General features: G+C 29.5%; 16 protein-coding genes and 4 tRNA genes. All 20 read right to left on the bottom strand.

Going from position 1 to position 25,043, the window contains the following annotated elements; genetic code table 11:
• Window positions 1–387: 387 nt before the first annotated feature.
• Window positions 388–2,118 (bottom strand): dihydrolipoyl dehydrogenase, encoded by a 1,731-nt coding sequence (gene lpdA, locus IC174_RS18270; protein ID WP_227483623.1) that lies wholly within the window; start codon window positions 2,116–2,118, stop codon window positions 388–390.
• Between the two features lie 157 nt (window positions 2,119–2,275).
• Window positions 2,276–3,322 (bottom strand): 2-oxo acid dehydrogenase subunit E2, encoded by a 1,047-nt coding sequence (locus IC174_RS18265; RefSeq protein ID WP_227483622.1) that lies wholly within the window; start codon window positions 3,320–3,322, stop codon window positions 2,276–2,278.
• A 12-nt stretch (window positions 3,323–3,334) separates the two neighbouring features.
• Window positions 3,335–4,321 carry an alpha-ketoacid dehydrogenase subunit beta gene (locus IC174_RS18260; protein ID WP_227483621.1) on the bottom strand — a complete coding sequence of 329 codons (987 nt, stop codon included), beginning with the start codon at window positions 4,319–4,321 and terminating at the stop codon, window positions 3,335–3,337.
• A 24-nt stretch (window positions 4,322–4,345) separates the two neighbouring features.
• Window positions 4,346–5,308 (bottom strand): thiamine pyrophosphate-dependent dehydrogenase E1 component subunit alpha, encoded by a 963-nt coding sequence (locus tag IC174_RS18255; protein WP_227437098.1) that lies wholly within the window; start codon window positions 5,306–5,308, stop codon window positions 4,346–4,348.
• A gap of 37 nt (window positions 5,309–5,345) precedes the next feature.
• Window positions 5,346–6,299, bottom strand: a complete 954-nt coding sequence (locus tag IC174_RS18250) for a sugar-binding transcriptional regulator (RefSeq protein ID WP_227483620.1) — start codon at window positions 6,297–6,299, stop codon at window positions 5,346–5,348.
• A gap of 932 nt (window positions 6,300–7,231) precedes the next feature.
• Window positions 7,232–9,409 (bottom strand): hypothetical protein, encoded by a 2,178-nt coding sequence (locus IC174_RS18245; protein WP_227483619.1) that lies wholly within the window; start codon window positions 9,407–9,409, stop codon window positions 7,232–7,234.
• Between the two features lie 128 nt (window positions 9,410–9,537).
• On the bottom strand, window positions 9,538–10,632 hold the full coding sequence (locus IC174_RS18240) for a PIN/TRAM domain-containing protein (RefSeq protein ID WP_227437104.1): 1,095 nt from the start codon (window positions 10,630–10,632) through the stop codon (window positions 9,538–9,540).
• A gap of 88 nt (window positions 10,633–10,720) precedes the next feature.
• The gene (disA, locus tag IC174_RS18235) at window positions 10,721–11,791 is read right to left on the bottom strand and encodes a DNA integrity scanning diadenylate cyclase DisA (protein ID WP_227437106.1); all 1,071 of its coding nucleotides are present in this window, start codon (window positions 11,789–11,791) and stop codon (window positions 10,721–10,723) included.
• A 2-nt stretch (window positions 11,792–11,793) separates the two neighbouring features.
• Entirely contained in the window at window positions 11,794–13,167 is a 1,374-nt protein-coding gene (gene radA, locus IC174_RS18230; RefSeq protein ID WP_227437108.1) for a DNA repair protein RadA, read from the bottom strand.
• A 179-nt stretch (window positions 13,168–13,346) separates the two neighbouring features.
• On the bottom strand, window positions 13,347–15,794 hold the full coding sequence (locus IC174_RS18225; RefSeq protein ID WP_227437109.1) for an ATP-dependent Clp protease ATP-binding subunit: 2,448 nt from the start codon (window positions 15,792–15,794) through the stop codon (window positions 13,347–13,349).
• Entirely contained in the window at window positions 15,781–16,806 is a 1,026-nt protein-coding gene (locus tag IC174_RS18220; protein ID WP_227483618.1) for a protein arginine kinase, read from the bottom strand. The genes IC174_RS18225 and IC174_RS18220 overlap by 14 nt, the downstream gene beginning before the upstream one ends.
• Window positions 16,807–16,821: 15 nt before the next feature.
• Window positions 16,822–17,316, bottom strand: a complete 495-nt coding sequence (locus IC174_RS18215) for a UvrB/UvrC motif-containing protein (RefSeq protein WP_227437113.1) — start codon at window positions 17,314–17,316, stop codon at window positions 16,822–16,824.
• A 6-nt stretch (window positions 17,317–17,322) separates the two neighbouring features.
• Window positions 17,323–17,787, bottom strand: a complete 465-nt coding sequence (locus IC174_RS18210; RefSeq protein WP_227437114.1) for a CtsR family transcriptional regulator — start codon at window positions 17,785–17,787, stop codon at window positions 17,323–17,325.
• Window positions 17,788–18,278: 491 nt separating this feature from the next.
• Window positions 18,279–20,207 (bottom strand): elongation factor G, encoded by a 1,929-nt coding sequence (locus IC174_RS18205; protein ID WP_227437116.1) that lies wholly within the window; start codon window positions 20,205–20,207, stop codon window positions 18,279–18,281.
• Between the two features lie 239 nt (window positions 20,208–20,446).
• The gene (locus IC174_RS18200) at window positions 20,447–23,878 is read right to left on the bottom strand and encodes a pyruvate carboxylase (RefSeq protein ID WP_227483617.1); all 3,432 of its coding nucleotides are present in this window, start codon (window positions 23,876–23,878) and stop codon (window positions 20,447–20,449) included.
• A gap of 303 nt (window positions 23,879–24,181) precedes the next feature.
• The gene (locus IC174_RS18195) at window positions 24,182–24,595 is read right to left on the bottom strand and encodes a hypothetical protein (protein ID WP_227483616.1); all 414 of its coding nucleotides are present in this window, start codon (window positions 24,593–24,595) and stop codon (window positions 24,182–24,184) included.
• Window positions 24,596–24,669: 74 nt separating this feature from the next.
• Window positions 24,670–24,745: transfer RNA gene (locus tag IC174_RS18190), tRNA-Val, on the bottom strand.
• A gap of 12 nt (window positions 24,746–24,757) precedes the next feature.
• Window positions 24,758–24,834, bottom strand: a tRNA-Arg gene (locus IC174_RS18185).
• Window positions 24,835–24,841: 7 nt separating this feature from the next.
• Window positions 24,842–24,915, bottom strand: a tRNA-Cys gene (locus IC174_RS18180).
• 7 nt (window positions 24,916–24,922) lie between these two features.
• Window positions 24,923–24,998, bottom strand: a tRNA-Lys gene (locus IC174_RS18175).
• Between the last annotated feature and the right edge of the window lie 45 nt (window positions 24,999–25,043).

Here is a 25,043-nt window from a genome sequence, read left to right as displayed (position 1 = left end):
CTAATTGTCCCTCCTTACTATTTATATAAGCAACTTACATGCCACATAGTGTTTTTTTTGTGCCATTTTTTACTTCATAAACTTATAACGTTTAAATTAAGCTATTCTTTTATTTAAATATTAAGAAAATTTTTTTTATTTTTCACAAATAATACTTTCGTAAAAAACAAAAAAATCTTTTCTCTTAAATTTTTCTGTAATAAATCTAAAATGACACCCTTATTCTATATTACTATCTTTTTTGTACAACAAAAACTACAAATAACCTTATGATATATTTTTCCAAAAAGAAACCCCTTTTGTATAAATAAATACATTTATACAAAAGGGGTATGGCTAAGTGAGTTTTTAAAGATTTTATATATTATATAAACTTAGGTTAATAGCTTATTTTTTTGGTAAATGTAAGCATTCACCACTTACATCTGCTAAAGCTTCCATCAGAGCTTCTGAAGTACATGGGTGACCAAAAATCAAGTCACTAGCTTCATCAGCAGGTATTTCTAATGCTTTAAATGATGCTGCATGATTTATAAGTTCTGCTACACCATATCCAAACATATGCACACCTAAAATTTCCCCATACTTAGCATCTGATATTACTTTTACATATCCTTGCTCTTGTCCAGAAGCTAAAGCTCTTCCATTTCCAGCAAAGTTAAATTTACCAATTTTTATATTATATTTTTGTTTAGCATCTTCTTCTGTAAGTCCAACTGATGCAACCTCTGGAACTGTATAAACACAACTAGGTAATGCACTTAAATCTGCTTCTTCATCCATACCTAAAGCATTTGAAGCTGCTACTTCTCCCATTTTAAAAGCTGCATGAGCTAGCATTATACCTCCAGTAACATCACCTACTGCATATATACTTGGTACACTTGTTTCCATTTTGCTATTTACAACTATTGAACCTCTATCTATTTTAATATCTAAGTCTTCTACACCAGATAGATTAGCTTGTCTTCCTATAGCATATAGACCTAAATCTGCCTTTATTGGTTCTTCTCCTTCAATACATACTATTATTTTATTTCCTTCTTCTTTAAATTCAGAAACTTTCTTTTCAGTTAATATAGTTATTCCCTTTTTCTTAAGTGAATCTCTTAAAGACTGGCTCAATTCTTTGTCCATTCTTGGAATTATTCTGTCTTCCATTTCTATTATAGTTACTTTAGAACCTCTTGAGTTGAATATCTCTGCAAATTCACAACCTATTACTCCACCACCAATTATTACTAACTCTTCTGGTACTATGTCTAAATCTAAAGCTTCTGTACTAGTTATTATTAATTTTGATTCTATTCCTTTTATTGGTAAGATTCTCACCTTAGAACCAGTGGCAATTATTGTATTTTCTGTATCTAAAACTTTTCCATCTGATAATATTACTTTATGGGCTTCTTTAACAGTAGCTTTAAGATTAAAGACATCTACACCTCTGCTTTTTAACAATCCACCAACACCAGCTGTAAGTTTTTTTACTACTCTATTTTTATACTTTATAGCCTTTTTTATATCTTGTTCCTTATCAACAGATACTTTTACACCTCTTTTTGATAATTGTTCAATTTCTTCTAATATTTCTACTGTTTTTACATAAGTTTTTGTAGGAATGCAACCTCTATTTAGGCAAGTTCCTCCTAATGTGTCCTCTTCTACTAATGCAACTTTGCCTCCTAATATAGCTGATTTTAGTGCTGATAAATACCCTCCAGGTCCTCCACCTACTACTACCACATCATAATCATGATTACTCTCTTTTTTAATTGTCTTTTCTTCTTTTATTTCTATTTTTTCTGTTTCAACAATTAAATCTTCTTTTGATACGTTTCCAGATAAGTATTTAGCCTTTATTTCTTCTTGCTTTTCTCCCTTTTCTGCTATTACACCTATTACTGTAAATACTGGTAATACTTCTCCTTCTTCTTTATGTATAATTGCAGCAAGTATACCTTCTCCTTCTGATTCTATTTCCATGTTGACTTTATCTGTTGTTATCTCTAGTATAGGTTCTCCAATTTTTACTTCTTCGCCTTCTTGTTTTAGCCAAGATACTATAGTACCTTCTTCCATAGCTACTCCAGCTTTTGGCATTATGACTTCTACTGACATAGGCTATCCTCCTATTTATTTTTTATATATTTTAGTTAATCATCTTATATTCATACAGATATCTTTTACATACAATAATTTTAAATCTAGTAAAATTAAATACATCTTTTTATGTGGTCTATTCAATCTATTTACATAAAGAGTAAAATATCAAAACCTATACGAGCATTGCTAATGGATTTTCTAATAATTCTTTTAAATCTTTTAAGAATTTTGCTGCTACTGTACCATCTATTATTCTATGGTCTGATGTTAATGATAAATTCATTATAGGTTTTATTTTAGCCTCTCCATTTACTGGCACAAACTTATCTTGAGTTGCTCCTACCCCAAGTATCGCACTTGAAGGCATATTTATTATAGGTGTAAATGTCGTTATACCATACATTCCAACATTGCTTATAGTAAATGTATTACCTTCTTGGTCTGCTGGTAGAAGCTTTCCTGTTTTTACTTTTTCAGCAAGTTCTTTGCTTTCTTTAGCTATTTCTTTTAGCGATTTTTCATTTACATTTTTTACTACTGGGACATATAAACCTTCATCTAGTCCAACAGCAATAGCTATATTTATATCTTTATATCTAAATATTCCATTATCTGTCCATGCTGAATTTAATGCTTGATGCTTTGGAAGTACTCTAGATACAGCCATTACTATTAAATCTGTCATTGTTAATTTTACTCCAGTTGATTCTTTTACTGTATCTATTAATTTTGCTCTAAGTTCTTTAAGTTCTGTAGCATCTACCTCTATATTGAATGTAAATACAGGAGCACTGAAGTAGCTTTCTGACATTCGTTTTGCTACAGTTGCTCTCATTGGATTTGGCTTTTCGAACTCTCCTTCTACAGTATTAAACGTACTTAAATTCTCATGTTTTGATTCTATTTCTTTTGTTTCATTAGATTTAGATACATCAGTTGATACGATAGTCTCTTGTGTATGTGCCTTTTCTATATCTGCTTTTTTTATTTTTCTATTGTATCCAGTACCTACAACATTTTCTAAATCTATATTTAAATCCTCTGCTATTCTTTTTGCTAAAGGAGTTGCTTTTACTTTATTATTTTCTAGATAATTTAACACATCCACTAGATGTATTCTTCCATTTTCTCCACTTCCAATCAGCCTATCTAACTCTATATTGTCTTTTCTTGCTTGGTTTTTGGCTGCTGGTGTGGCTTTTACTTTATTTGCCACCATTTCTATCCCCCCTTATCTAACAATTAAAGATTTTATTGCATCTTCTATTTCATCAATTCTTGGGACTACTGCTTTTTCTAGCTCTGGATTATATGGTATTGGCACATCTTTTCCACATATTCTTTTTACTGGTGCATCTAAATAATCAAATGATTCACTTTCTGTTATTAATGCTGATATTTCTCCACCTAGACCACCAGTCTTAGCTGCTTCATGGCAAATTAAAACTCTACCAGTTTTACATACACTCTTTATGATTGTTTCTTTATCTAATGGATATAAAGTTCTTAAATCTATAATTTCTACATCTATATTTTCTTTTGATAGGTTTTCTGCAGCTTCTTCAACACTTTGTAACATCCTTCCATAAGTGATTACTGTAACATCAGAACCTTCTTTTTTAATATCTGCCTTTCCAATATCAATTACATAATCTCCCTCTGGGACAATTCCTTTTTTTCTATATAACAATTTGTTTTCAACAAATATTACTGGATTATTGTCTCTTATAGCTGCTTTTAATAATCCCTTAGCATCTGCTGGTGTTGAAGGTGCAACCACTTTTACTCCTGGTACATGACAAAACCATGCTTCCAAACTTTGTGAATGTTGTTCTGCTGAACCAGTTCCAGAACCTCCAGGACATCTAACAACCATTGGAACCTGAGCCTTCCCACCAAACATATATCTCATTTTTGCTGCTTGATTTACAATCGCGTCCATAGATATTGTAACAAAATCCATAAACATTACTTCCATAATTGGTCTTAACCCAGTTGCCGCTGCACCTGCTGCTGCTCCTGCTATAGCTGCTTCTGATATAGGAGTATCTCTTACTCTTTCTGGGCCAAATTCATCTATCATTCCCACTGATACGCCAAATGCTCCTCCATATATCCCTATATCTTCTCCCATAAATATTACATTTTCATCTCTTCTCATTTCTTCTGACATTGCTTCTTTTATTGCTTGTGCATATGTTAATTCTCTTGTACTCATTTTTATTTTCCTCCTTTACTATTTTTAGTCTGCATATACATCATCTAATAAAGATTCTATTTTTGGATTTGGGCTATTTTGAGCAAATTCTACTGCATCTTCTATTGATTTTTTAGCAAAATCTTCAATTATATCTAATTCATTTTCATTTGCCATATTATTTTCTATAAGATAATTTCTTAAAAATTTTATAGGGTCTTTTGCCTTCCACGATTCTATCTCTTCTTTCGTTCTATATACATTTGCATCTGATTTTGAATGACCTAGCCATCTATAAGTCCTACTTTCAATTAATACAGGCCCTTCCCCTCTTCTACATTTTTCAGCAGCTTTTTGTACTGTTTCATATACTTCTATTGGATTATATCCATCTATTGATATTCCTTCTATACCATAAGATGCTGCTCTTGTTGCAACACTATCTATATTCATGTGACGTTTTATACTTGTTGACATGCCATATAGGTTGTTTTCACAATAAAATATTATTGGTAATTTCCATATTGATGACAAGTTTATTCCTTCATGAAATGTACCTTCATTTGATGCACCATCACCAAAACTACATAAAACTATTTTTCCTGTCTTTTTATATTGTTGTGTAAGTGCAGCGCCAGGAGCTATAGTAAGACCTCCACCTACGACTCCATTTGCTCCTAAGTTACCTGACTCAATATCTGCTATATGCATTGAGCCTCCTTTTCCTTTACAAAATCCAGTTTCTTTTCCCATAAGCTCAGCCATCATTTTATTTAAATCTATTCCCATTCCTATAAATTGGCTATGACCTCTATGAGTTAATGAAACCAAATCTCCTTTTTCTAATGCCATTACTGCGGCTACACTTGAAGCTTCTTGACCTACTGATAAATGAGTTGTTCCATGTACCATACCTCTTGCAAAAAACCAACTAACTTTCTCTTCAAACTTTCTAGCTTGATTCATTCTCTTATACATTTCAAGTAATGTTTCTTTTGATAATGTCATATCAATTCCCTCCTATTAATTTTTATCTATATTTCTATTAGTCACAATCTTCTAATAATTCAAGTGCTAAACTGTGATTAATTGCTAAGCTATTTATAAATTTGGCTTTTAATGATGCTTTTATTGCTTCTATCTTTTCATCTCCTGAAGCAACACCTATTGTTCTTTTTATCTTTTTTAAATCATTTAGTTTTACCCCTAGTACCCTTTGATTAAATTCAAGTATAGAAGTTTTTCCTTCCTTATCAAAAGCTTGCAAACAAATTGCGCCTATTGAGTTATACTTTTTTAAATCCTCTATATCTTCTTCATGCATATATCCAGAAGCCATTATTGTTGAGTTTAAACTCATAGGATTTCCTATACCTACAATTGCAATAGTTGTTTTATCTATTAAGTCTAGTACTTCTTTAATTTTTTCATCCTTACAAAGCTTTTCTTTTGTAGATAAATCAGACATCACAGCAGGAGCATGTAATAACTTAAAATCTCCTCCAAAAGCTCTTGCTAAACTTACAGCTATTTGATTTGCGTGTATATCTATTTCATTATCTCCAATTCCTCCTAGTAAAGGTATGAACGTAACATTTTTACAGTTGCTTTTTTCTACATATCTAGGAATTTCTTTTAGAGTTGTTCCTATGGAAACCCCAATTATATCATTTTCTTTTACTACTCTGGTAAGATATTCAGACACAGCTCTTGCTAATTCTTGTTTTTGTGTTAATGAGTCTTGTTTATCATCTACCACTATTACTTCTTTCAATTTATATTTTCTTTCTAAACTTCTTTCTATTTTTTGATAGTCATTTTTTAAAACATCAACTATTTGTATTTTTACTATTCCTTGCTCAAAAGCTTCTTTTAATATTCTTGATATTGTTGGTCTTGATATTCCCAATTGATTCGCTATTTCTTGTTGATTCAAATTATCTTCATAATAAAGTGAACAACACTTCATCATTAACCTTAAGTCTCCAATTTTTTTCATTTTCCTTCCTCCAAAATCAAGATTTTTCAATTATTTTTACATTTGTTCAATGATTTTACTTAATTTCAATAACATTATAGAAGGGGTTCGTATAAAAAGTCAACTGTTTTTTTTGTATAATTAAAAATAAGTTATTACATTAAATTAAGGAATACTTTTTTTATTTCTTGTTTGACTGCTTTACCTGATAATTTGCTCAATAAGTATTTTGTCTAAAGGAAATTATACAATCGCCAAAAAAGATTTTACTAAAGATGGTAAACTAAAATTGTACTATTTTATGTATAAAGAAATTATTATAAATATAAAGGCATTAAGCAATAAACTTTAAGAAACTGAGATTGAACGAGAATAACTTGAAGTTTCAAAAACTCATTGACTTGCTGATATATCACAGGATTTGAAAACACTATTATCATATATCACAGGATATTCATATCTAATGCTTAATAAAAACTACCGCTTTAGTGAAGAAGAAAGTATAATATTTTTAGATAATATATATAAAAAGTGAGTATATAATGAAAAGTTAATAGACAATTTAAGTCTGACATTTTTTATAGATTTTTCTGGAAAAATACAGCTTAAACATACACAATTTGAAATGATTGCCTTTCTTCAAAACCTTATTGCCAATGTTGCCAATAATCCAAAATCTGAAAAGCAGATATTTGGATTTCATACAGATTTAGAACATTTACATTAATACTACTGACAATGGTGTTGGAACAAACACGGAGAAAAGGTACATCATTTCAAATTACATTAAAACAAGATAAAGTTTAAATTATTATATAAAAATCCCAAGTTAAAATAAACTTGGGATTTTTGTGTAATAATTAATTTTTGTAAAATTTTTTCTTTAAAGTTATTTCGTCAAAATAAATTCAAATTAACATATCATCAATATTTATATAGAGACTATATGTAACTTATTCTTTTAATACTATCAGATTTATACTTAATATAATCATAGCTACAATTACATAAATAAAAGCTGTAGCTGATGACACAATTCCAGAATCATTTACTAAAAGAGTTACAAAGCATCCTGCTATTGACGCTATAAATCCTTTAAATACGACTGGGTATTCATCAATTAATTGTTTAAAGTATCTAATCTGATTAATCATAAGAACTAAAATTACTCCGATTCCAGTTAGTAGTATATTTACCCATGCACTGGTTTGAGCTAGCTTCAAGTTCATCTCTATCTTTCTGCCAAATGTTTGTATTATTTCTCCTGGTCCATTAAAGTAAACTTCTTTTACAAACATACCTAAATGTGAGTTACTTCCTGAAATCATATCTATAGCTACAAAGGCGCCTAAAACAAGCAATACTGCTACACCTAATAATACAACTTTTTTAAAGTCTATTTTTACATTATATATCAATAGTATAAATAGTAAAAATGCAACACATTCAGAAATAGCAGTTCCAACATTTGCACCCATAGCTGGAGATGCACTCGTAATTAAGATAACTAAAGAAAATACTATTACAGACCACTTTGGTATCTTTTTATATGTAAGCAAAATCGCAAATGTAAATATTGCACTACCTATTGCCACTCCTTGATATTCATTTCCTACTCCGTAGTATCTAGCCCCAATTATACAATCATAACTCATTACATTACTTTTCATTAAATATGAACCAAATGCAGAATCAATAACCATAATCAATATAGTTAAACCTGTAAAGAATAACATATTTTTTAAATCATTCTTTATCAGAACTTTGCTTATTAAGTATATAGTAAGTGTTATTATAATTATTCCTAAAGATATTGCTACTGGTGTTTTAAAATTCATTATTGGAGTTATCATAAATGATAATGGCATTACTATTCCTATTTTTAGAAATTCTTTTAATATAAAAAATATTGTTTCTTTGTGATTTTTCGATATATGCTTTCTAAATAGAATTAGAATCATAGCAACTATCCATGACAAAAATACAATACTTACAAATCCATTAAGTATTGTAGACCTTATGCTTGAAACAGATACTATCTTTTGGTATTCATCCATCAGATACTCTTTATTATCATCTCTGTTAATAAGTTCATACTTCTTTCCAACCATATTTTGATTTTTTATATCAAAGTTATTTAATATCTCAGCTCCAACATCTAGATTAGTAACAATACCTTCTCTTCTAGTAGTTGAAGATGATAACATCCCTTTTCCATTGCCATTTAATTTTATTATTGGAGAAAGCCTTCTTTTATTTTTATAATCTAAATCACTTGGAAATGCACTAGCTATGTAAACAGTATCATTTTCTCCAACCATAGAAAATATATTTTTTAAATATTCATCTATGTTTTTTTCTATCTTGTCTTTCATGTTTTTATATGTTTTTTCATTCAAGTTAGATTTATATAAATCTAACCTATATGTATCTCCAAGTTCTACAAAAACTACATCACTATTTTTATAAGCTTCTTTAGTTTCAGCAACAAGCTTAGTGTAATCAGTTGATATTCCATAAGGCATAGATAAATCTTTTTTATTGATATTATCTACATTTCCGTAAGAAATTCTACCATACTCATCCATAGCTGTTAGGCATAAGTTTCTATTTTTTACAAGTTTACCATTTTCAACTATATCTGCATTTCCTAATACAGATGTTTTTAATTTATTTTCAGATAAACTTTGACCTAATGAACCTAATGTAGAACCATATTCTCCAAAGTTTAGATTCTCATTTATTGACATATTTATAGTCAAATCATTTATACCTTTTGCTTTCTTACCTGTAGCTGATTCAAAAACTATATTTCTATCTTTGCTTGAGCTTTCAAAATTAATATCTTCTTCATTAGCTACATTGGCTCTTCCACCAGCACCCATACTGGCATATGACCTTCTATCATCACTACCTTTATCGCCTCTTATGTTCATCAAGCCAATATATCCTCTATCTTCTAGCTCTTCTCTCAATGATTTTATTCTTAACATATTGTTCATACTAGTTCTATTCATATCTATAAATATTACTTTTCCATGCGTTGGTATATCATCTGCAAAGCTATACTGGCTCATCGATGTTAATATTATGATAAACGTTGCTAAGAAAGATATAATCTTTTTTCTCATAAATTCTCCCTGCTTTCTGATTTAAATCCTCACACTTAAGAATACATTAAACATTGTCGTTATAAACAAATAAATTTGGACCATCTATTTATAATAAACAGCCCAAATTTTAGGTTTATTTGAATATATCAATTTTTAGGTTTTGCAAATATCATTCTACCAGCAGGAGTTTGAAGAACAGAAGTTACTAAAACTTTTATAGTCTCATTCATATGTTTTCTTCCTCCATCAACAACTATCATAGTTCCATCATCTAGATATGCAACACCCTGTTGAGCTTCTTTTCCTTCTTTAACCACTTGGACAACCATATCTTCACCTGGTATTGCAACTGGTTTTATAGCATTAGCCAACTCATTTATATTTAATACTTCAACACCTTGAAATTGAGCAACCTTATTTAAGTTATAATCATTAGTAACAACTTTTCCATTTAATACTTGGGCAAGCTTTAATAATTTACTATCAACTTCTGCTATATCATCAAAGTCCCTTTCACTTATTTCAACCTCTATATTTAATTCTTTCTGAATTATATTTAATATATCCAGACCTCTTCTACCTCTTACTCTTTTCAAATCATCTGAAGAATCTGCAATATGTCTTAATTCTTCCAAAACAAAAGCAGGAATAATAAGTTTTCCTTCTATAAATCCTGTTTTACAAATATCAGCTATCCTTCCATCAATTATTACACTTGTATCTAATACTTTTGGAGGTATCGCCTTTACTTCTTTTTTATTATCTTTATCCTTATCCTTATCTTTAATAGGATTTGCCAATCTTCCTAATTTTCCAATATTAAATAAATCATTTTTACTTTTAAGCGCAACTTTCATTCCAAGATATCCTAGGAATAAATATAATAGTAATGATAATATTCCACCTACTATTGGTATTCTATTTACTAGCCCACTTAATAAATATGCAATTACAAATCCTACTATAAGACCCATAGACCCTAATAATATATCTGTTTGAGGATATTTTGATAGTTCTTTATCCACAACTTTAGCAATTTCTTTTGTTCTATTCACAACCCATGGCTCTATAAGATATCCTAAAATAGCTATTACTATACCTGCTACTACAGCTGCTATATAACCATAAGTTTCTTTTCCAAATGTTAATATTTCAAAATCTCTCATCAATGTTAAATAGGTCGTTATACCTATCGTAAATCCAAGTAAAATAAACAATATCCTTGTTACTTTCCTTATCAATGCTTCACCCCCTAGTTATACTTATCTATTATAGACCAAAGTGTATATTATATTCAAGAAAAAAGTAGTAAAATTCACTTAAAATTCATTATATGTGTCTATCTAATAATACTAATTGTTTCATTTTTATAAGTCCATTTTTTATATATGTTGCTCTTATTTCACCTATTCCTTCAACTTCATCTAACTCTTCAATAGACGCATCCAATATTTCTTGAAAGTTTTCAAAATAATTTACTAAGTTTTCTATTATTGCTGTTGGTAGTCTATGTATTTTGCTAAGAATTCTATAGCCTCTTGTTTTTATAGGCATATCCATACTTTCTGAAAATCCACTATACCCTAATAGTTTTGCCATATTAAATAATTCTATTAGTTCTTCTGAATTTAAATTTTTAACTTTTTTCATAAGTTCTTTTATTTCAGTATTTTCTTTGTTATAATCTTTGAATATTAATTTCTGATCTATTCTAGTTGTACCCATTAATTCCTCTAATTGCATGCTTACTAAAGTTCCTTCATCCCCCAATTCTATCACATATTTTTCAATTATACTTGTAACTCTCATTACCATTTCCATTTTCTGCATGACTAACGCTACATCATAAATAGTTACCAAATCATTAAACTCTAAAGCATTTAAATTAGTTATAGCTTGGTCTAATACTGTTTTATATTTTTCTAAAGTTTGTATTGCTTGATTTGCCTTAGTAAATATCTTAGATATATCTTCGACCACATACTTCTCATTTCCTCTATAAACTGTTATAACATTTCTTCTTTGTGAAATTCCTATGACTATAGCACCAGTTTGTTTTGCTACTCTTTCCGCCGTTCTATGTCTAGTTCCAGTTTCTGATGTTTCTATAAAGTAATCTGGTATAAGTTGTGCATTAGCAAATAATATTTTCTTTACATCACCACTTAAAACTATCGCTCCATCCATTTTGGCTAATTCATATAGATATGATGGTGAATACTCTGCATTTATAGCAAATCCTCCATCTACTATTTTCATTACATCTTCATTTGTTGCAATTACAATTAAACCGCCAGTCTTAGCTCTTAGCACATTGTTTAGGCCTAATCTAAGAGGGGTTCCAGGAGATATCATTTTTAATGCATATAGCATATTTTTGTTATCCAAAAAATTCTCCATATTTATTGATTCCTCCCAAGTACTATATTTATAGCTTGTCTTAAGTTGTCTACTGGCCATATTTCTATACCTTTAGTATCTTTTACAACATCATAATTACTTCTAGGAACTACTATCTTTTTAAAGCCAAGTTTTTTGCACTCAGCAATTCTTTTTTCTATAAAACTTACTGATCTAACTTCTCCTGTAAGTCCTACCTCTCCTGTAACAGCTATATCTTCATCTATAGGTATATTTCTAAAGCTAGATGCTACAGAAATAGCTATTCCTAAGTCAATCGAAGGTTCATTTATCTTTATACCTCCAACTATATTTATATATACATCTTGGTTTTGTATTTGCAGACCAACACGTTTTTCTAAGACTGCTAATAACATACCAACTCTATTATAATCTACTCCTGTAGATGTTCTTCTTGCTATACCAAAACTTGTTGGTGAAACTAATGCTTGTAATTCAAGTAGCATTGGTCTTGTACCTTCTACAGTGGATATTATGACTGAACCTGCTACATCTTTTGGTTTTTCAGATATCAAAATCTTAGACGGGTTATCAAGCTCTACTAATCCCAAATCCCTCATTTCAAATACTCCAAGCTCATTTGTTGAACCAAATCTATTTTTAACAGCCCTTACTAATCTATATGTATTATATCTTTCACCTTCAAAATATAAAACAGTATCAACCATATGCTCTAATAATTTTGGACCTGCTAGTGAACCTTCTTTGGTTACATGACCAACTATGAATGTTGAAATTCCCATTTTTTTAGAAATCTTCATGAATTTTGAAGTACCTTCTTTAATTTGGCTGACAGTTCCTGGTGCTGAAGATATTTCTGGACTAAAGACAGTTTGAATTGAGTCTAGAATTATTAATTGTGGATTTACACTTTCTAAATAAGATTCAATTATACTCAAATTATTTTCAGCAAATATATATAAATTTTCTGAATTAATACCTAATCTTTTTGCTCTCATTTTTATCTGTGATTCTGATTCTTCTCCAGTTATATATAAAACAGTCTTTCCTAAATTAGCTACATTACTAGAGACTTGAATTAAAAGTGTGGATTTACCTATACCAGGGTCTCCACCAACAAGTACTAGAGAACCTTTAACTATCCCTCCACCAAGCACTCTATCTAATTCTTTTATATCTGTTGTAAACCTTTCTTCTTCTTTACTCTCTATTGAAGTTATACTAACTGGTTTAGATGAAGATTTATCTATTATAAAGACCTCTTTTTTTGTGCTTTTTTGATCTACTTCTTCTACAAATGTATTCCATTTTGTACACTCTGGACATTTTCCAAGCCACTTAGCTGTTTCATATCCACAAGATTGACATACATATTTAGTTTTTATTTTTGCCATATTTTAATCATCCTTAATTTATTATTATATACTATAATTTTAGCATATGTGAAAGATAATAGGTAAAGATTAAAAAAAATAATTAAGGGCAATGAATTATTTTAGATTCATTGCCCTTAAAATTTTCTTTAAACCCTAAAGCTTATATCTATAAGATTTTAAAATGCAACTCTATTGAATTATTTAGTTTCAAAAACTATTTTTTCATCTTTAACTTTTGCTATTATATTACTTCCTTTTTTTACATCGCCTCTTAAAATCGCTTCAGATAACTCATCTTCTAGTTCTTTTTGTAAGGCTCTTTTAAGAGGTCTTGCTCCATATTCCAAATCAAATCCAGATTTAGAAATTAATTTTATAGCTTCATCACTCATTTCTAGTTTTATATCCATATCTTTTAGTCTTTCTTGTAATTTATCTACCATTAAAATTACTATTTTAGATATATGCTCTGTATTTAATGAATGGAAAACTATTATATCATCTATTCTATTTAAAAACTCTGGTCTGAATCTTTGCTTTAATTCACCCATTATGTTTTCTTTCATTTTTTCATATTGAGACTTTTCTTCTTCATCTCCTTTAGCTATACTAAACCCTAAAGTTTTTTGTCTACCAATTGTAGATGCACCAACATTTGATGTCATTATCACAATAGTATTCTTAAAGTCAACAGTTCTTCCTTTTGAATCTGTTAATCTACCATCATCTAGAATTTGTAATAGAATATTAAACACATCTGGATGAGCTTTCTCTATCTCATCAAATAAAATAACTGAATATGGGTTTCTTCTTACTTTTTCAGTTAATTGACCTCCTTCATCATGACCTATATAACCAGGAGGTGAACCTATCATTCTTGATACAGCATGTTTTTCCATATATTCAGACATATCAATTCTTATTATTTGATTTTCATCTCCAAATTGCACTTCTGCTAATGCCTTAGATAACTCTGTTTTCCCTACTCCTGTAGGTCCTAAAAATAAGAATGAGCCGATTGGTCTATTAGGGTCCTTAAGACCTGCTCTCGACCTTCTTATTGCCTTGGAAATAGATTTTACTGCTTGCTCTTGACCTATAACTCTATTGTGTAAGATTTCTTCAAGTTTTAAGAGTCTATCAGCTTCTTCCTCAAGAATTTTATTAACAGGTATTCCTGTCCATAAACCTACTACTTCAGCAATGACTTCTCCATCAACTAAATCAGAATGTTTAGATGACTTATTCCATTTTTCTCTAACATCTTCTAATTGTTTTTTAAGTATACCTTGTTCATCTCTTATTTTTGCTGCTTTCTCAAAATCTTGGCATCTTACTGCCTCTTCTTTTTCTTTATCTATATTTTCTATTTCTAATTCTAATTTTTTTATTTCGGCTGGAGGAGTATTTTCCTTTAGCCTCACTTTTGATGCTGCTTCATCAATCAAATCTATAGCTTTATCTGGTAGATATCTATCTGATATATATCTAGTTGATAATTCTACAGCTGTTTTTATAGCATCATCAGTTATTTTAACTTTGTGATGAGCTTCATATTTATCTCTCAATCCTTCTAATATTTTTATTGAATCTTCTTTACTTGGTTCATCCACCATAACTGGTTGGAATCTTCTTTCTAGTGCAGAGTCTTTTTCAACATGCTTTCTATACTCATCTATTGTTGTTGCACCTATAACTTGTATTTCTCCTCTAGCTAATGCAGGTTTTAATATATTTGACGCATCTATAGATCCTTCTCCTGTAGACCCAGCTCCTATTATTGTATGCATCTCATCTATAAATAAAATTATATTTCCATTTTTAACAACTTCATCTACAACTTCTTTAATTCTTTCTTCAAATTCTCCTCTATATTTAGCACCAGCTAATAATGAACCCATCTCTAAAGAATACAAAGTTTTACTTTTTAGTGTTTCTGGAACATTTCCTAATGCTATATTTGTTGCTAAACCTTCAGCTATAGCTGTTTTACCTACTCCTGGATCTCCTATTAGTACAGGGTTGTTTTTAGTTCTTCTACTTAATATTTGTATAACTCTTTGTATTTCTTTTTCTCTTCCTATAACAGGGTCTATTTTATTTTGTTTTGCATATAGTGTAAGATTTCTTCCATATTTATCGAGAATCTTGGACTCTGTTTGATTTTGGTTGCCCGTGTAACTATTTTCTGATTTATATTGATTATTATCACTCATACCCATCATATCAATTGTTAATTGGGCTAGAGTTCTGTCATTTACACCTGCATAGTTCAAAACTTTATTAGCTATTCCTTCTCCTTCTTGAATAATAGCTAATAATATATGCTCAGTTCCTATATAATTTGTTTTTAATTTATTTGCAAACATTCCTGATAGTTCCAATATTTGTTTACTTCTTGGGCTTAATACTATGTCTTCTGGAATTCCTTCGCCCTTACCTTCCATATCAATTATTTTGCCTTCTAAATAAGCCTCTGTAAATCCAACTTTACTTAGAACTTTGGCGGCTATTCCTTCTTCTTCTTTTAAAAGCCCTAAAAGTATATGCTCGCTTCCAACAATATTATGCCCTAAGTTTTTAGCAGACTCAAACGCTAAATCAATTGCTTTTTTAGCTCTTTGTGTAAATCTATTGAAGTTCATAATTTATCCCTCCTCTTAATTTTTCCAAAGTTTCTCTAATGTATGTTGCTCTATTTATATCTCTATTTTCAACATCATCACTCTTATACATTATTGACTGATGTGCTGGTTGTATACCTATCATAAGTTGTTCTATAGCTTTTAAATCTAGTTTTTTTATATAGTTCATTTCTATTCCCATTTTTATATTTGATAGATGGCTCATTGCCTCTGAACTACTCATTACCCTTGAATTTTCAAGTGTTCCTATTGACCTAAATATTTTATCTTCTAATTTTATACCCAATCTTTTTTGTAATATTTCTCTGGCTTTCACTTCTTTTGAAATTGCATCCTTTGTAAGACCACTTACATTCTCTATAATATTAGACTCTGTTCTTCCAAGCGTAAGCTGATTAGATATTTGGTATATATTTCCCAATGCTTCTGTTCGCTCTCCATATATACCTCTTATTGCTATACCTATTTGTGATGAAATCTTATAAAGTTCATCCATATAGCCTAATTGACTCAATGCAGGCAAGTGCATCATTACAGAAGCTCTCATTCCAGTTCCCGTGTTAGTTGGGCAAGATGTTAGATAACCCAACTTTGTGCTAAATGCATACTCTAAATTTGATTCTAATAAATCATCTATCTCATTTGCTATGTTATAAGCATTTTCTAAATTTAAATCATCACACATAGTTTGTATTCTTATATGGTCTTCTTCATTTATCATTATACTTACAGTTTTATCTTTTTTTACTATAACAGCACTTTTATCATTTTCTGCTAAGTCTGGACTTATCATATGCTCTTCAACCATGAGCATCTTTTTAGATTGATCTAAATCTTCAATCTTATAGAAATCAAACTCTTCTTTATGTTCTAAACTAGAATTCATAAATGCATTTTTTACCTTTTCTATTATTTCCATAGCACACTCTTTATCTAACCTATTTGGAAAAGGATAATTGCTCAAGTTCCTAGCCAGCCTAACTCTTGATTTCATGACTATATTCTCTTTCATAATATCACTCCAATCTTAGTCAATAGAGCCTTTCAAATACTTAATCTTATCTCTAAATTGAGCAGCTAATTCATACTCTTCATTTTTTATAGCTCTATCCAAATCTTCTTTTAATTCTCTAATCTCATTTTCTACACTTATTTTATAAAAAGATTTTTTAGGTGCCTTACCTATATGTTCTATATGACCATGTATATTTTGAAGCATTGGATTTACTTGACTACTAAATGCATTGTAACATTCACTGCATCCAAATCTTCCATTATTCTTAAATTCACTATATGTCATATTACATTTTTGGCAAACTAACTTTTCTTCAAGCTCTTTTTTAGGTTGAAATCCTAGGTTAGAAAATATATCCATCATTGAAAAAGGCATATCTAAATTAAAATTCATCTCTGTATTTTCTTTAGCACATTCACTACACAGATACATTTCTGTCTTTTCTCCATTGACTATTTTATTATAATATACAGATGCTTTATTTTTATTGCATTTTTGACATAGCATAAATTATCACTCCTCTATACTAAATACTCCTATTATTATATTCTTTAAAACATTAGACCTTACCTTCTCTTTTAATTCATATACTGGCATACATAATGATTTATCATCTATTGCATATAATATTAGTTTTAATTCTCTTTCACTAATTAAGTCTGATTCTCTCAAACTTTCCACCAACTCTTTTGCTTTCTTATAGGATATTTGGCTTCCTATTCTTTCGTTTAGTATTTCTCTAATATGTCCATCTTTGCTTCTTCGTATTTTTTCTATCTGAACATATCCTCCGCCACCTTTTTTGCTTTCTATATAATAACCTTTATCTATGGTAAACCTTGTTGTTAAAACATAATTTATTTGTGATGGTGCACAACTAAACAAGTTTGCTAGTTCATTTCTTTGAATCTGTATACTATTATCCTCTTCCATCAAATCTTTAATAAATTTTTCAATTATATCTGTCATAGTTGCCATTTATATCACCACACACCTTTTTATTTTGACTTTCTTTGACTACTATTTTACACCTATTATTTAAATTTTTAAAGCCCTAAATTGTGTAAATTTATTTTTTTCATAATAATTTAAATGAGGTGTCCATCTTTTGTTAAGTATAATCTTCTACTTCTTACATTTATAACAATTAAGTCTTAAAATTATTGGTTATTAATTGATTTTTAATGTATCTATACCTTGTATTTGTAAATATACCTTCATATCATTATTATTAAACATTTCTAAAAATAATAATATAAAAAGATACTTTCTTTTATTAAAACAGTTTAAGAAAGTATCTTTTATTCTTCACATTTTTTATTACTTTAATTTGGTTTTTTCTTGTTTTTTATAAAAACACATAAAAACTAGATATACACTTCTTTAAAATAAGTATATACCTAGTTTTAATTACAAAATTATTTTACATAATAGATGGATATTAATTATTTAATGTTCTATCTTCTTTATTACTTTGCAGTAGCTAGTCCAATTATTTTTTCTGCAAATTGTGATGGAACCTCTCCATATCTTTCTAATTCCATTTCAAAATACCCTCTACCTTGTGTCATTGCTCTTAAATCTATTGCATATTTAAATGTTTCTGCTTGTGGAGCCTCTGCAAATATTATTTGTTTTCCTTTATTATCTGGCTCCATACCAAATATTTTACCTCTTCTCTTGTTTATATCTCCCATAACATCTCCCATATATTCTTCTGGAACAGTTATCTTAAGTTTCATAATAGGCTCTAATAATATTGGATGAGCTTCCTCCATACCTTTTTTAAATGCTGCACTTGCTGCCATCTTAAAAGCCATTTCAGAAGAGTCTACATCATGGTATGAACCATCATAAAGTGTAGCCTTTATATTTGTAACAGGGAAACCAGCCAATACTCCTTTTTGCATAGAATCTTTTAAACCTTTTTCTACTGCTGGTATATATTGTTTTGGTACAGACCCACCAAATATTTCTTCTGTAAATTCAAAATCAGATTCACATCTTTCAAATCTTATCTTTACATCTCCATATTGACCATGGCCACCTGATTGTTTCTTATGCTTACCTTGTACATCAGCTGTTTCCTTTATAGTTTCTCTATAAGGAACTTTAAGGTCATTTAATTCAACATCTACCCCGAACTTATCTTTCATTTTATTTTTAATTGTTTTTATATGAAGCTCCCCTTGTCCTCCTAAAAGAGCTTGTTTTGTCTCTGTATTTCTATACCAATGTAATGTAGGGTCTTCCTCTACAAGTTTGTTTAATACAGCAGCTACCTTTTCTTCATCACCCTTATTCTTAGGATTAACAGCATAATATATTTGTGGTTTAGGGAAGTCTATCTTATCTAAAGCTTCTGCATCTTTATCTACAGATATAGTATCTCCTGTCTTTAGAGAATTAACTTTAGTTACAACTACTACATCACCAGCCTTAGCTTTGTCTATTTCAACTAACTCACTATTTCTCAATGTATATATGTTAGCTATTTTTTCTTTTATGTTTTTGTTTATATTAAAAACTTCTTTATCTTTAGAAATTGCACCTTGAGTAATTTTTATATATGACATTTTTCCTACAAATGGGTCAACCATAGTTTTAAATACTAATCCTTTAAATGGCTTACTCTCTTCTGTAAATATAGGTTCTAGATAATTTGATATTGTATCTAATATTTCTTTTGTTCCTATATTATTTATAGTTGAACCACATATTACAGGTATAATATCTCCTCTTTGTATACCTATAACAATACCTTTTTGGATTTCTTCTGTAGTTAACTCTTCTCCATTAAAATACTTATCTAATATTTGGTCATCTGTTTCTGCTATAAGTTCCATTAAAGCTTCTTTTACACTCATAGCTTGTTCTTTAAATTCACCTTCTAAATCATCTATATTTTCAAATACATTATGTAACTTGACAAAGTTTTTATCTTTGTATATAGGACTTATCATTGGAACTATCTTATTATTGTATTTTTCTCTTAACATTGCTATTGCATCTTTATATCTTGCTTTTTCATTATCTATTTTATTTATAAACATTATCTTAGGAATACTCTCAGTTAGTTCTAATGATTTCTCTGTACCAACTTGAATAGGTGCTGTTGCATCTATTACTATTATTGCTGCATCACTTGCTCTAAGAGATGATACAACGTCTCCGCTAAAGTCAAAATATCCTGGTGTATCCAATAAGTTAAACTTATAGTCATTATATTCTATAGGTATTAATCCCATACTATAAGTCATATTTACCTTGTCAGTTAATTTAGGTATCTTATTAGTGTTTGCTGTGTAAGCTATAGTTTCGATTAGATTTGTTTTACCACATCCGCTATGTCCTAATACTGCTACATTTCTCAACATATTACTATCATAAACCTTCATATAAGCACCCACCTTTTAAATTTATGTATTTTCTCTTAGCTGTTATTTCCTAAGAAATAGTCTAGAAAATGTTTATTATTTTTAGAATTTTTAGATAACATTTTCCTTACTAGCTTTATTTCTACATAGGGATATAATTTTCCTCTTTTTTTTAACAAATATTTAATTTAAACAAATAAAAACACTCTAAATATTTAATAAAAATATTTTAGAGTGTTTTATAAGTTGTTTCAATTCAATTATTTCATTATCATTAATAGTTGTTTATCTTCAACCATATCATCTTCTTTTACTTTAATTGATTTAATTACTCCATCAGTTTTAGCAACTATTATAGTTTCCATTTTCATTGCTTCTATAACTATTAATGGTTGATTTGCTTTTACTTCATCTTCTTCTTTAACCATTATTTTTATAACTTTTCCTGGTATACTTGCTCCGATTTGAAGTGGATCATTCATATCAGCTTTCTCAACATTAGTAACTTTTCCAGAGAAGTTTCTATCTTTTATTTCCACTTCTCTAACCATTCCATTTAATTCAAAGCCTATAGTTCTAAATCCATCTTCTTTAACTTCACCAATTTCAACTAATCTTATTGTTAATACTTTACCTTCTTCTATTTCTACTTCACATTCTTCATTTTTATTTAATCCATAGAAGAATACATCACTTTCAAGTTTAGATATATCATTATAATGTTGTAAATGTTTAATATAGTCTTCATAAACTTTTGGATATAAAGCATAACTTATAACATTTCTTATATTTGCATTTATATCATATTTTTCATTTAGATATTTTGCTATGTCATCAAAATCTTCTGCTGGTAATAGTGAACCAGGTCTTACTGTAATAGCTTCTTCGCCTTTTAAAACTACTTCTTGTAAATCTTTTGGGACTCCACCTTCTGGTTGACCAATCATACCTTTACAGTAGTCTACAACAGAATCTGGGAATGATAAGTTCTTACCTTCTTCTATTATATTGTTTTTATCTAATTTATTTTTAGTCATAAAGATAGCTAAATCTCCTACAACTTTTGAAGATGGTGTTACTTTTATTATATCTCCTACAACTTCATTAGCTTCTTTATATTTTTCTTTAACTTCATCAAATCTATTAACTAATCCTAAACTATCAGCTTGAGGTTTTAAGTTTGTATATTGACCTCCTGGTATTTCAAAATTGTATATTTCTGCACAAGAGTTAGTTAAGTCACTTTCAAATTTATTATAGACTTTTCTTAAATCTTTATAGTATTTTCCTAACTCATCATATCCAAATAAATCTATACCTGTATCTCTTTCTGTATTTTTAAGAGCTTCTACTATTGCATTAAGTGATGGTTGACTTGTAAGTCCTGCCATAGATTCTAATGCAGCATCAATTATATCTACACCAGCTTCTGATGCCATCAAACAAGTTGCCACACCATTTCCACTTGTATCATGAGTGTGTAAATGTATTGGTGCTTTTACATTTTTCTTTAGTTCTTTAACTAATGTATAAGCAGAATATGGTTTAAGAAGTCCTGACATATCTTTTATTGCTATTATGTCTGCTCCTAAACTTTCTAACTCTTTTGCCATCTTAATATAATATTCTAAGTCATATTTAGTTTTAGTCTTATCTAATATATCACCTGTATAACACATAGTTGCTTCAACTATTTTTCCAGTTTCTAGAGCTGTATTAATAGATGGTTTCATATTTTCAACCCAGTTTAATGAGTCAAATATTCTAAATACATCTATTCCTTGTTTAGCAGACTCTTTTGTAAATTCTTCTATTACATTATCTGGATAGTTTTTATATCCAACTCCATTTGATGCTCTAAGCAACATTTGGAACATTATACTTGGTATTTCTTCTCTTAGTTTTTGTAATCTACGCCAAGGTGACTCTTTTAAGAATCTATATGCAACATCATAAGTAGCTCCACCCCACATTTCAAGTGAGAATAAATCTTTTTGATATTTTTCTGTTGGTTTAGCAGCTTTTAATAAATCATATGTTCTTAATCTTGTTGCCAATAATGATTGATGTGCATCTCTCATTGTTGTATCTGTTAATAATAGTCTTTTATCATTTTTTATTTTTTCTATATATGCAGATTTACCTAACTTATCAAAAAGTATCTTACTTCCTTCTGCCTTTGAACCATCTTTATTCATTCTTGGTTCATGTAACGCATCAAATAATGGTTTTTCTTGACAAGCGTTATCATTTACAATTACATCACCTATAAATTGAAGTAATTTTGTTCCTCTATCTTTACTTTCTGTTATTTCAAATAAATCTGGATTTTCATCTATAAATTTAGTACTACATTTACCATTTGAGAATATAGGATTATTTAAGACATTAACTAAGAATCCTACATTAGTCTTAACACCTCTAACTCTAAGTTCTTTTATAGATCTTATAGTTTTGTTTATTGCTCCTTGGAATGTTCTATCCCAAGATATTGTCTTAACCAGTAAACTATCATAGTGAGGACTTATGTTTGCTCCTGTAAATCCATTTCCACCATCTAGTCTTATACCAAATCCTGAACCAGTTCTATAAACTTGAATTTTACCTGTGTCTGGCATAAATCTATTTTTAGGGTCTTCTGTAGTTATTCTACATTGGATAGAATACCCTCTTATTTCAACATCATCTTGTGATTTTATATTTATTTCTTCACTATCTAGGCTGTATCCTTGAGCTATTAATATTTGACTTTGAACTATATCTATTCCTGTAACCATTTCTGTTACAGTATGCTCAACTTGTACTCTTGTATTCATTTCTATAAAATAATGACCACCATTTGCATCTACTAAGAATTCTAGTGTCCCTGCATTAGAATAGCCTACATATTTTGATAACTTGACTGCATCATCACATATTTCTTTTCTTACTTTTTCATCTAATGAAAATGCTGGTGCATATTCTATTATCTTTTGATGTCTTCTTTGAACAGAACAATCTCTTTCGTATAAATGAACTATATTTCCATAGTTATCCCCTAATATTTGAACTTCTATATGTTTTGGGTCAGCTATATATTTTTCTATGAATATAATATCTTCACCAAAAGCTTTTCTTGATTCACTACAAGCAGTTTCATATTCAAGCTCTAAATCTTTTTCATGATGTACGATTCTCATACCTCTACCGCCACCACCATTAGATGCTTTTATCATAACAGGATAACCTATTTTATTTGCAACTTCTTTTGCTTCTTCAGTACTTCTTATTGCTTTTTCCACCCCTGGTATAGTTTGAACATTAACTTCTTTTGCAATCTTTTTAGAATTTATCTTATCGCCCATCATATTCATTACTTTAGATGATGGACCTATAAAAGTAATTCCATTTTCTTCACATTTACGAGCAAATTCTGCATTTTCTGCTAGAAAACCATATCCTGGATGTATAGCGTCAACTTTTTTTCTCTTTGCTAAGTCTATTATTCCATCCATATCTAAGTATGCATCTATTGGACCTTTGCCTTCCCCTATTAAATATGATTCATCTGCTTTTGTTCTAAATAATCCATATTTATCTTCTTTACTATATATACCAACACTTTTTATCCCCAATTCTGAACAGGCTCTAAATATTCTTATAGCTATTTCGCCTCTATTAGCTACTAGTATTTTATTAAACTTTTTAAGCATACTCTATTCTTCTCCTTTATTGTTTGTGTAATATTAAAGATTATAGACTAAAATACTTTATTTTTGAAGATGTTTAAGCAAGTTCCTTAATTAATAAGATAAATTTATAAATATATATAATTTTTAGACTGTATAAACTCAATTTACCTCACTAAAATTAAGGGGTTTTTTATGGGATTTCAGACAAATTTGTGTGAAAATTTCTACAATTGACCTTATTTTATAATATTTTTTTCTCTGTTTACATAATTATTTTCATCTTTACGTAATATTTCACATACTTTTCTCAATATAGTTCATATCTTAATCTATCTGTCTTAACAAACGTTTTATTACATCAGAAAGTTTTAGATGACCTAAATCTGCATATGCTATAACTAGTATTATTTTTACTACTCCTTCTACCTCATCTAATTTATATGCTCTAGCATTTATTATTGTGTACTTTGGCATAAGTTCTTCTAAACCTAGTGCAAGTTCATCAGATAAAGTCATATATTCATCAAATTTTTCCTCATCAGATAAAGTCATATATTCATCTTGCTCACTTATAATAGTATCTAAATAATCCATATTTATACTTAACTGATAAGCTATTACGTCCTCTCTTTTTGTGCTTTTACTCAAATCCTTTTCAACTTTGAATTTACTATTCTTATCTATTATTATTTTAAGTTCTTCACTATCAACTATTTCATTTCCTATAATTATATACAAACTTTTTACCTCCTAAATATAAATCTTTTTTAATCAAAAATAAAACCTCTAGTAAAATTACTAGAGGTTTGCACTGGTGGGATTAACAGGGCTCGAACCTGTGACCCCCTGCTTGTAAGGCAGGTGCTCTCCCAGCTGAGCTATAATCCCTTGATGTTTATATGGTGCGCCCAAAGGGACTCGAACCCCTAACCTTCTGATTCGTAGTCAGACACTCTATCCAGTTGAGCTATGAGCGCATTTTATTGGAGGCGACACCCAGATTCGAACTGGGGATCAAGGAGTTGCAGTCCACTGCCTTACCACTTGGCTATGTCGCCACCTTTTTGGTGATCTATCCGCGACTCGAACGCGGGACACCCTGATTAAAAGTCAGGTGCTCTACCGACTGAGCTAATAGACCATATTAGTTGGGGTGGATAATGAGAGTCGAACTCACGACCTCCAG

Origin of the sequence: Clostridioides sp. ES-S-0001-03, assembly GCF_020676075.1 — a bacterium.
GTDB lineage: Bacteria > Bacillota > Clostridia > Peptostreptococcales > Peptostreptococcaceae > Clostridioides.
This window is presented reverse-complemented; position numbering and strand designations above follow the sequence as displayed.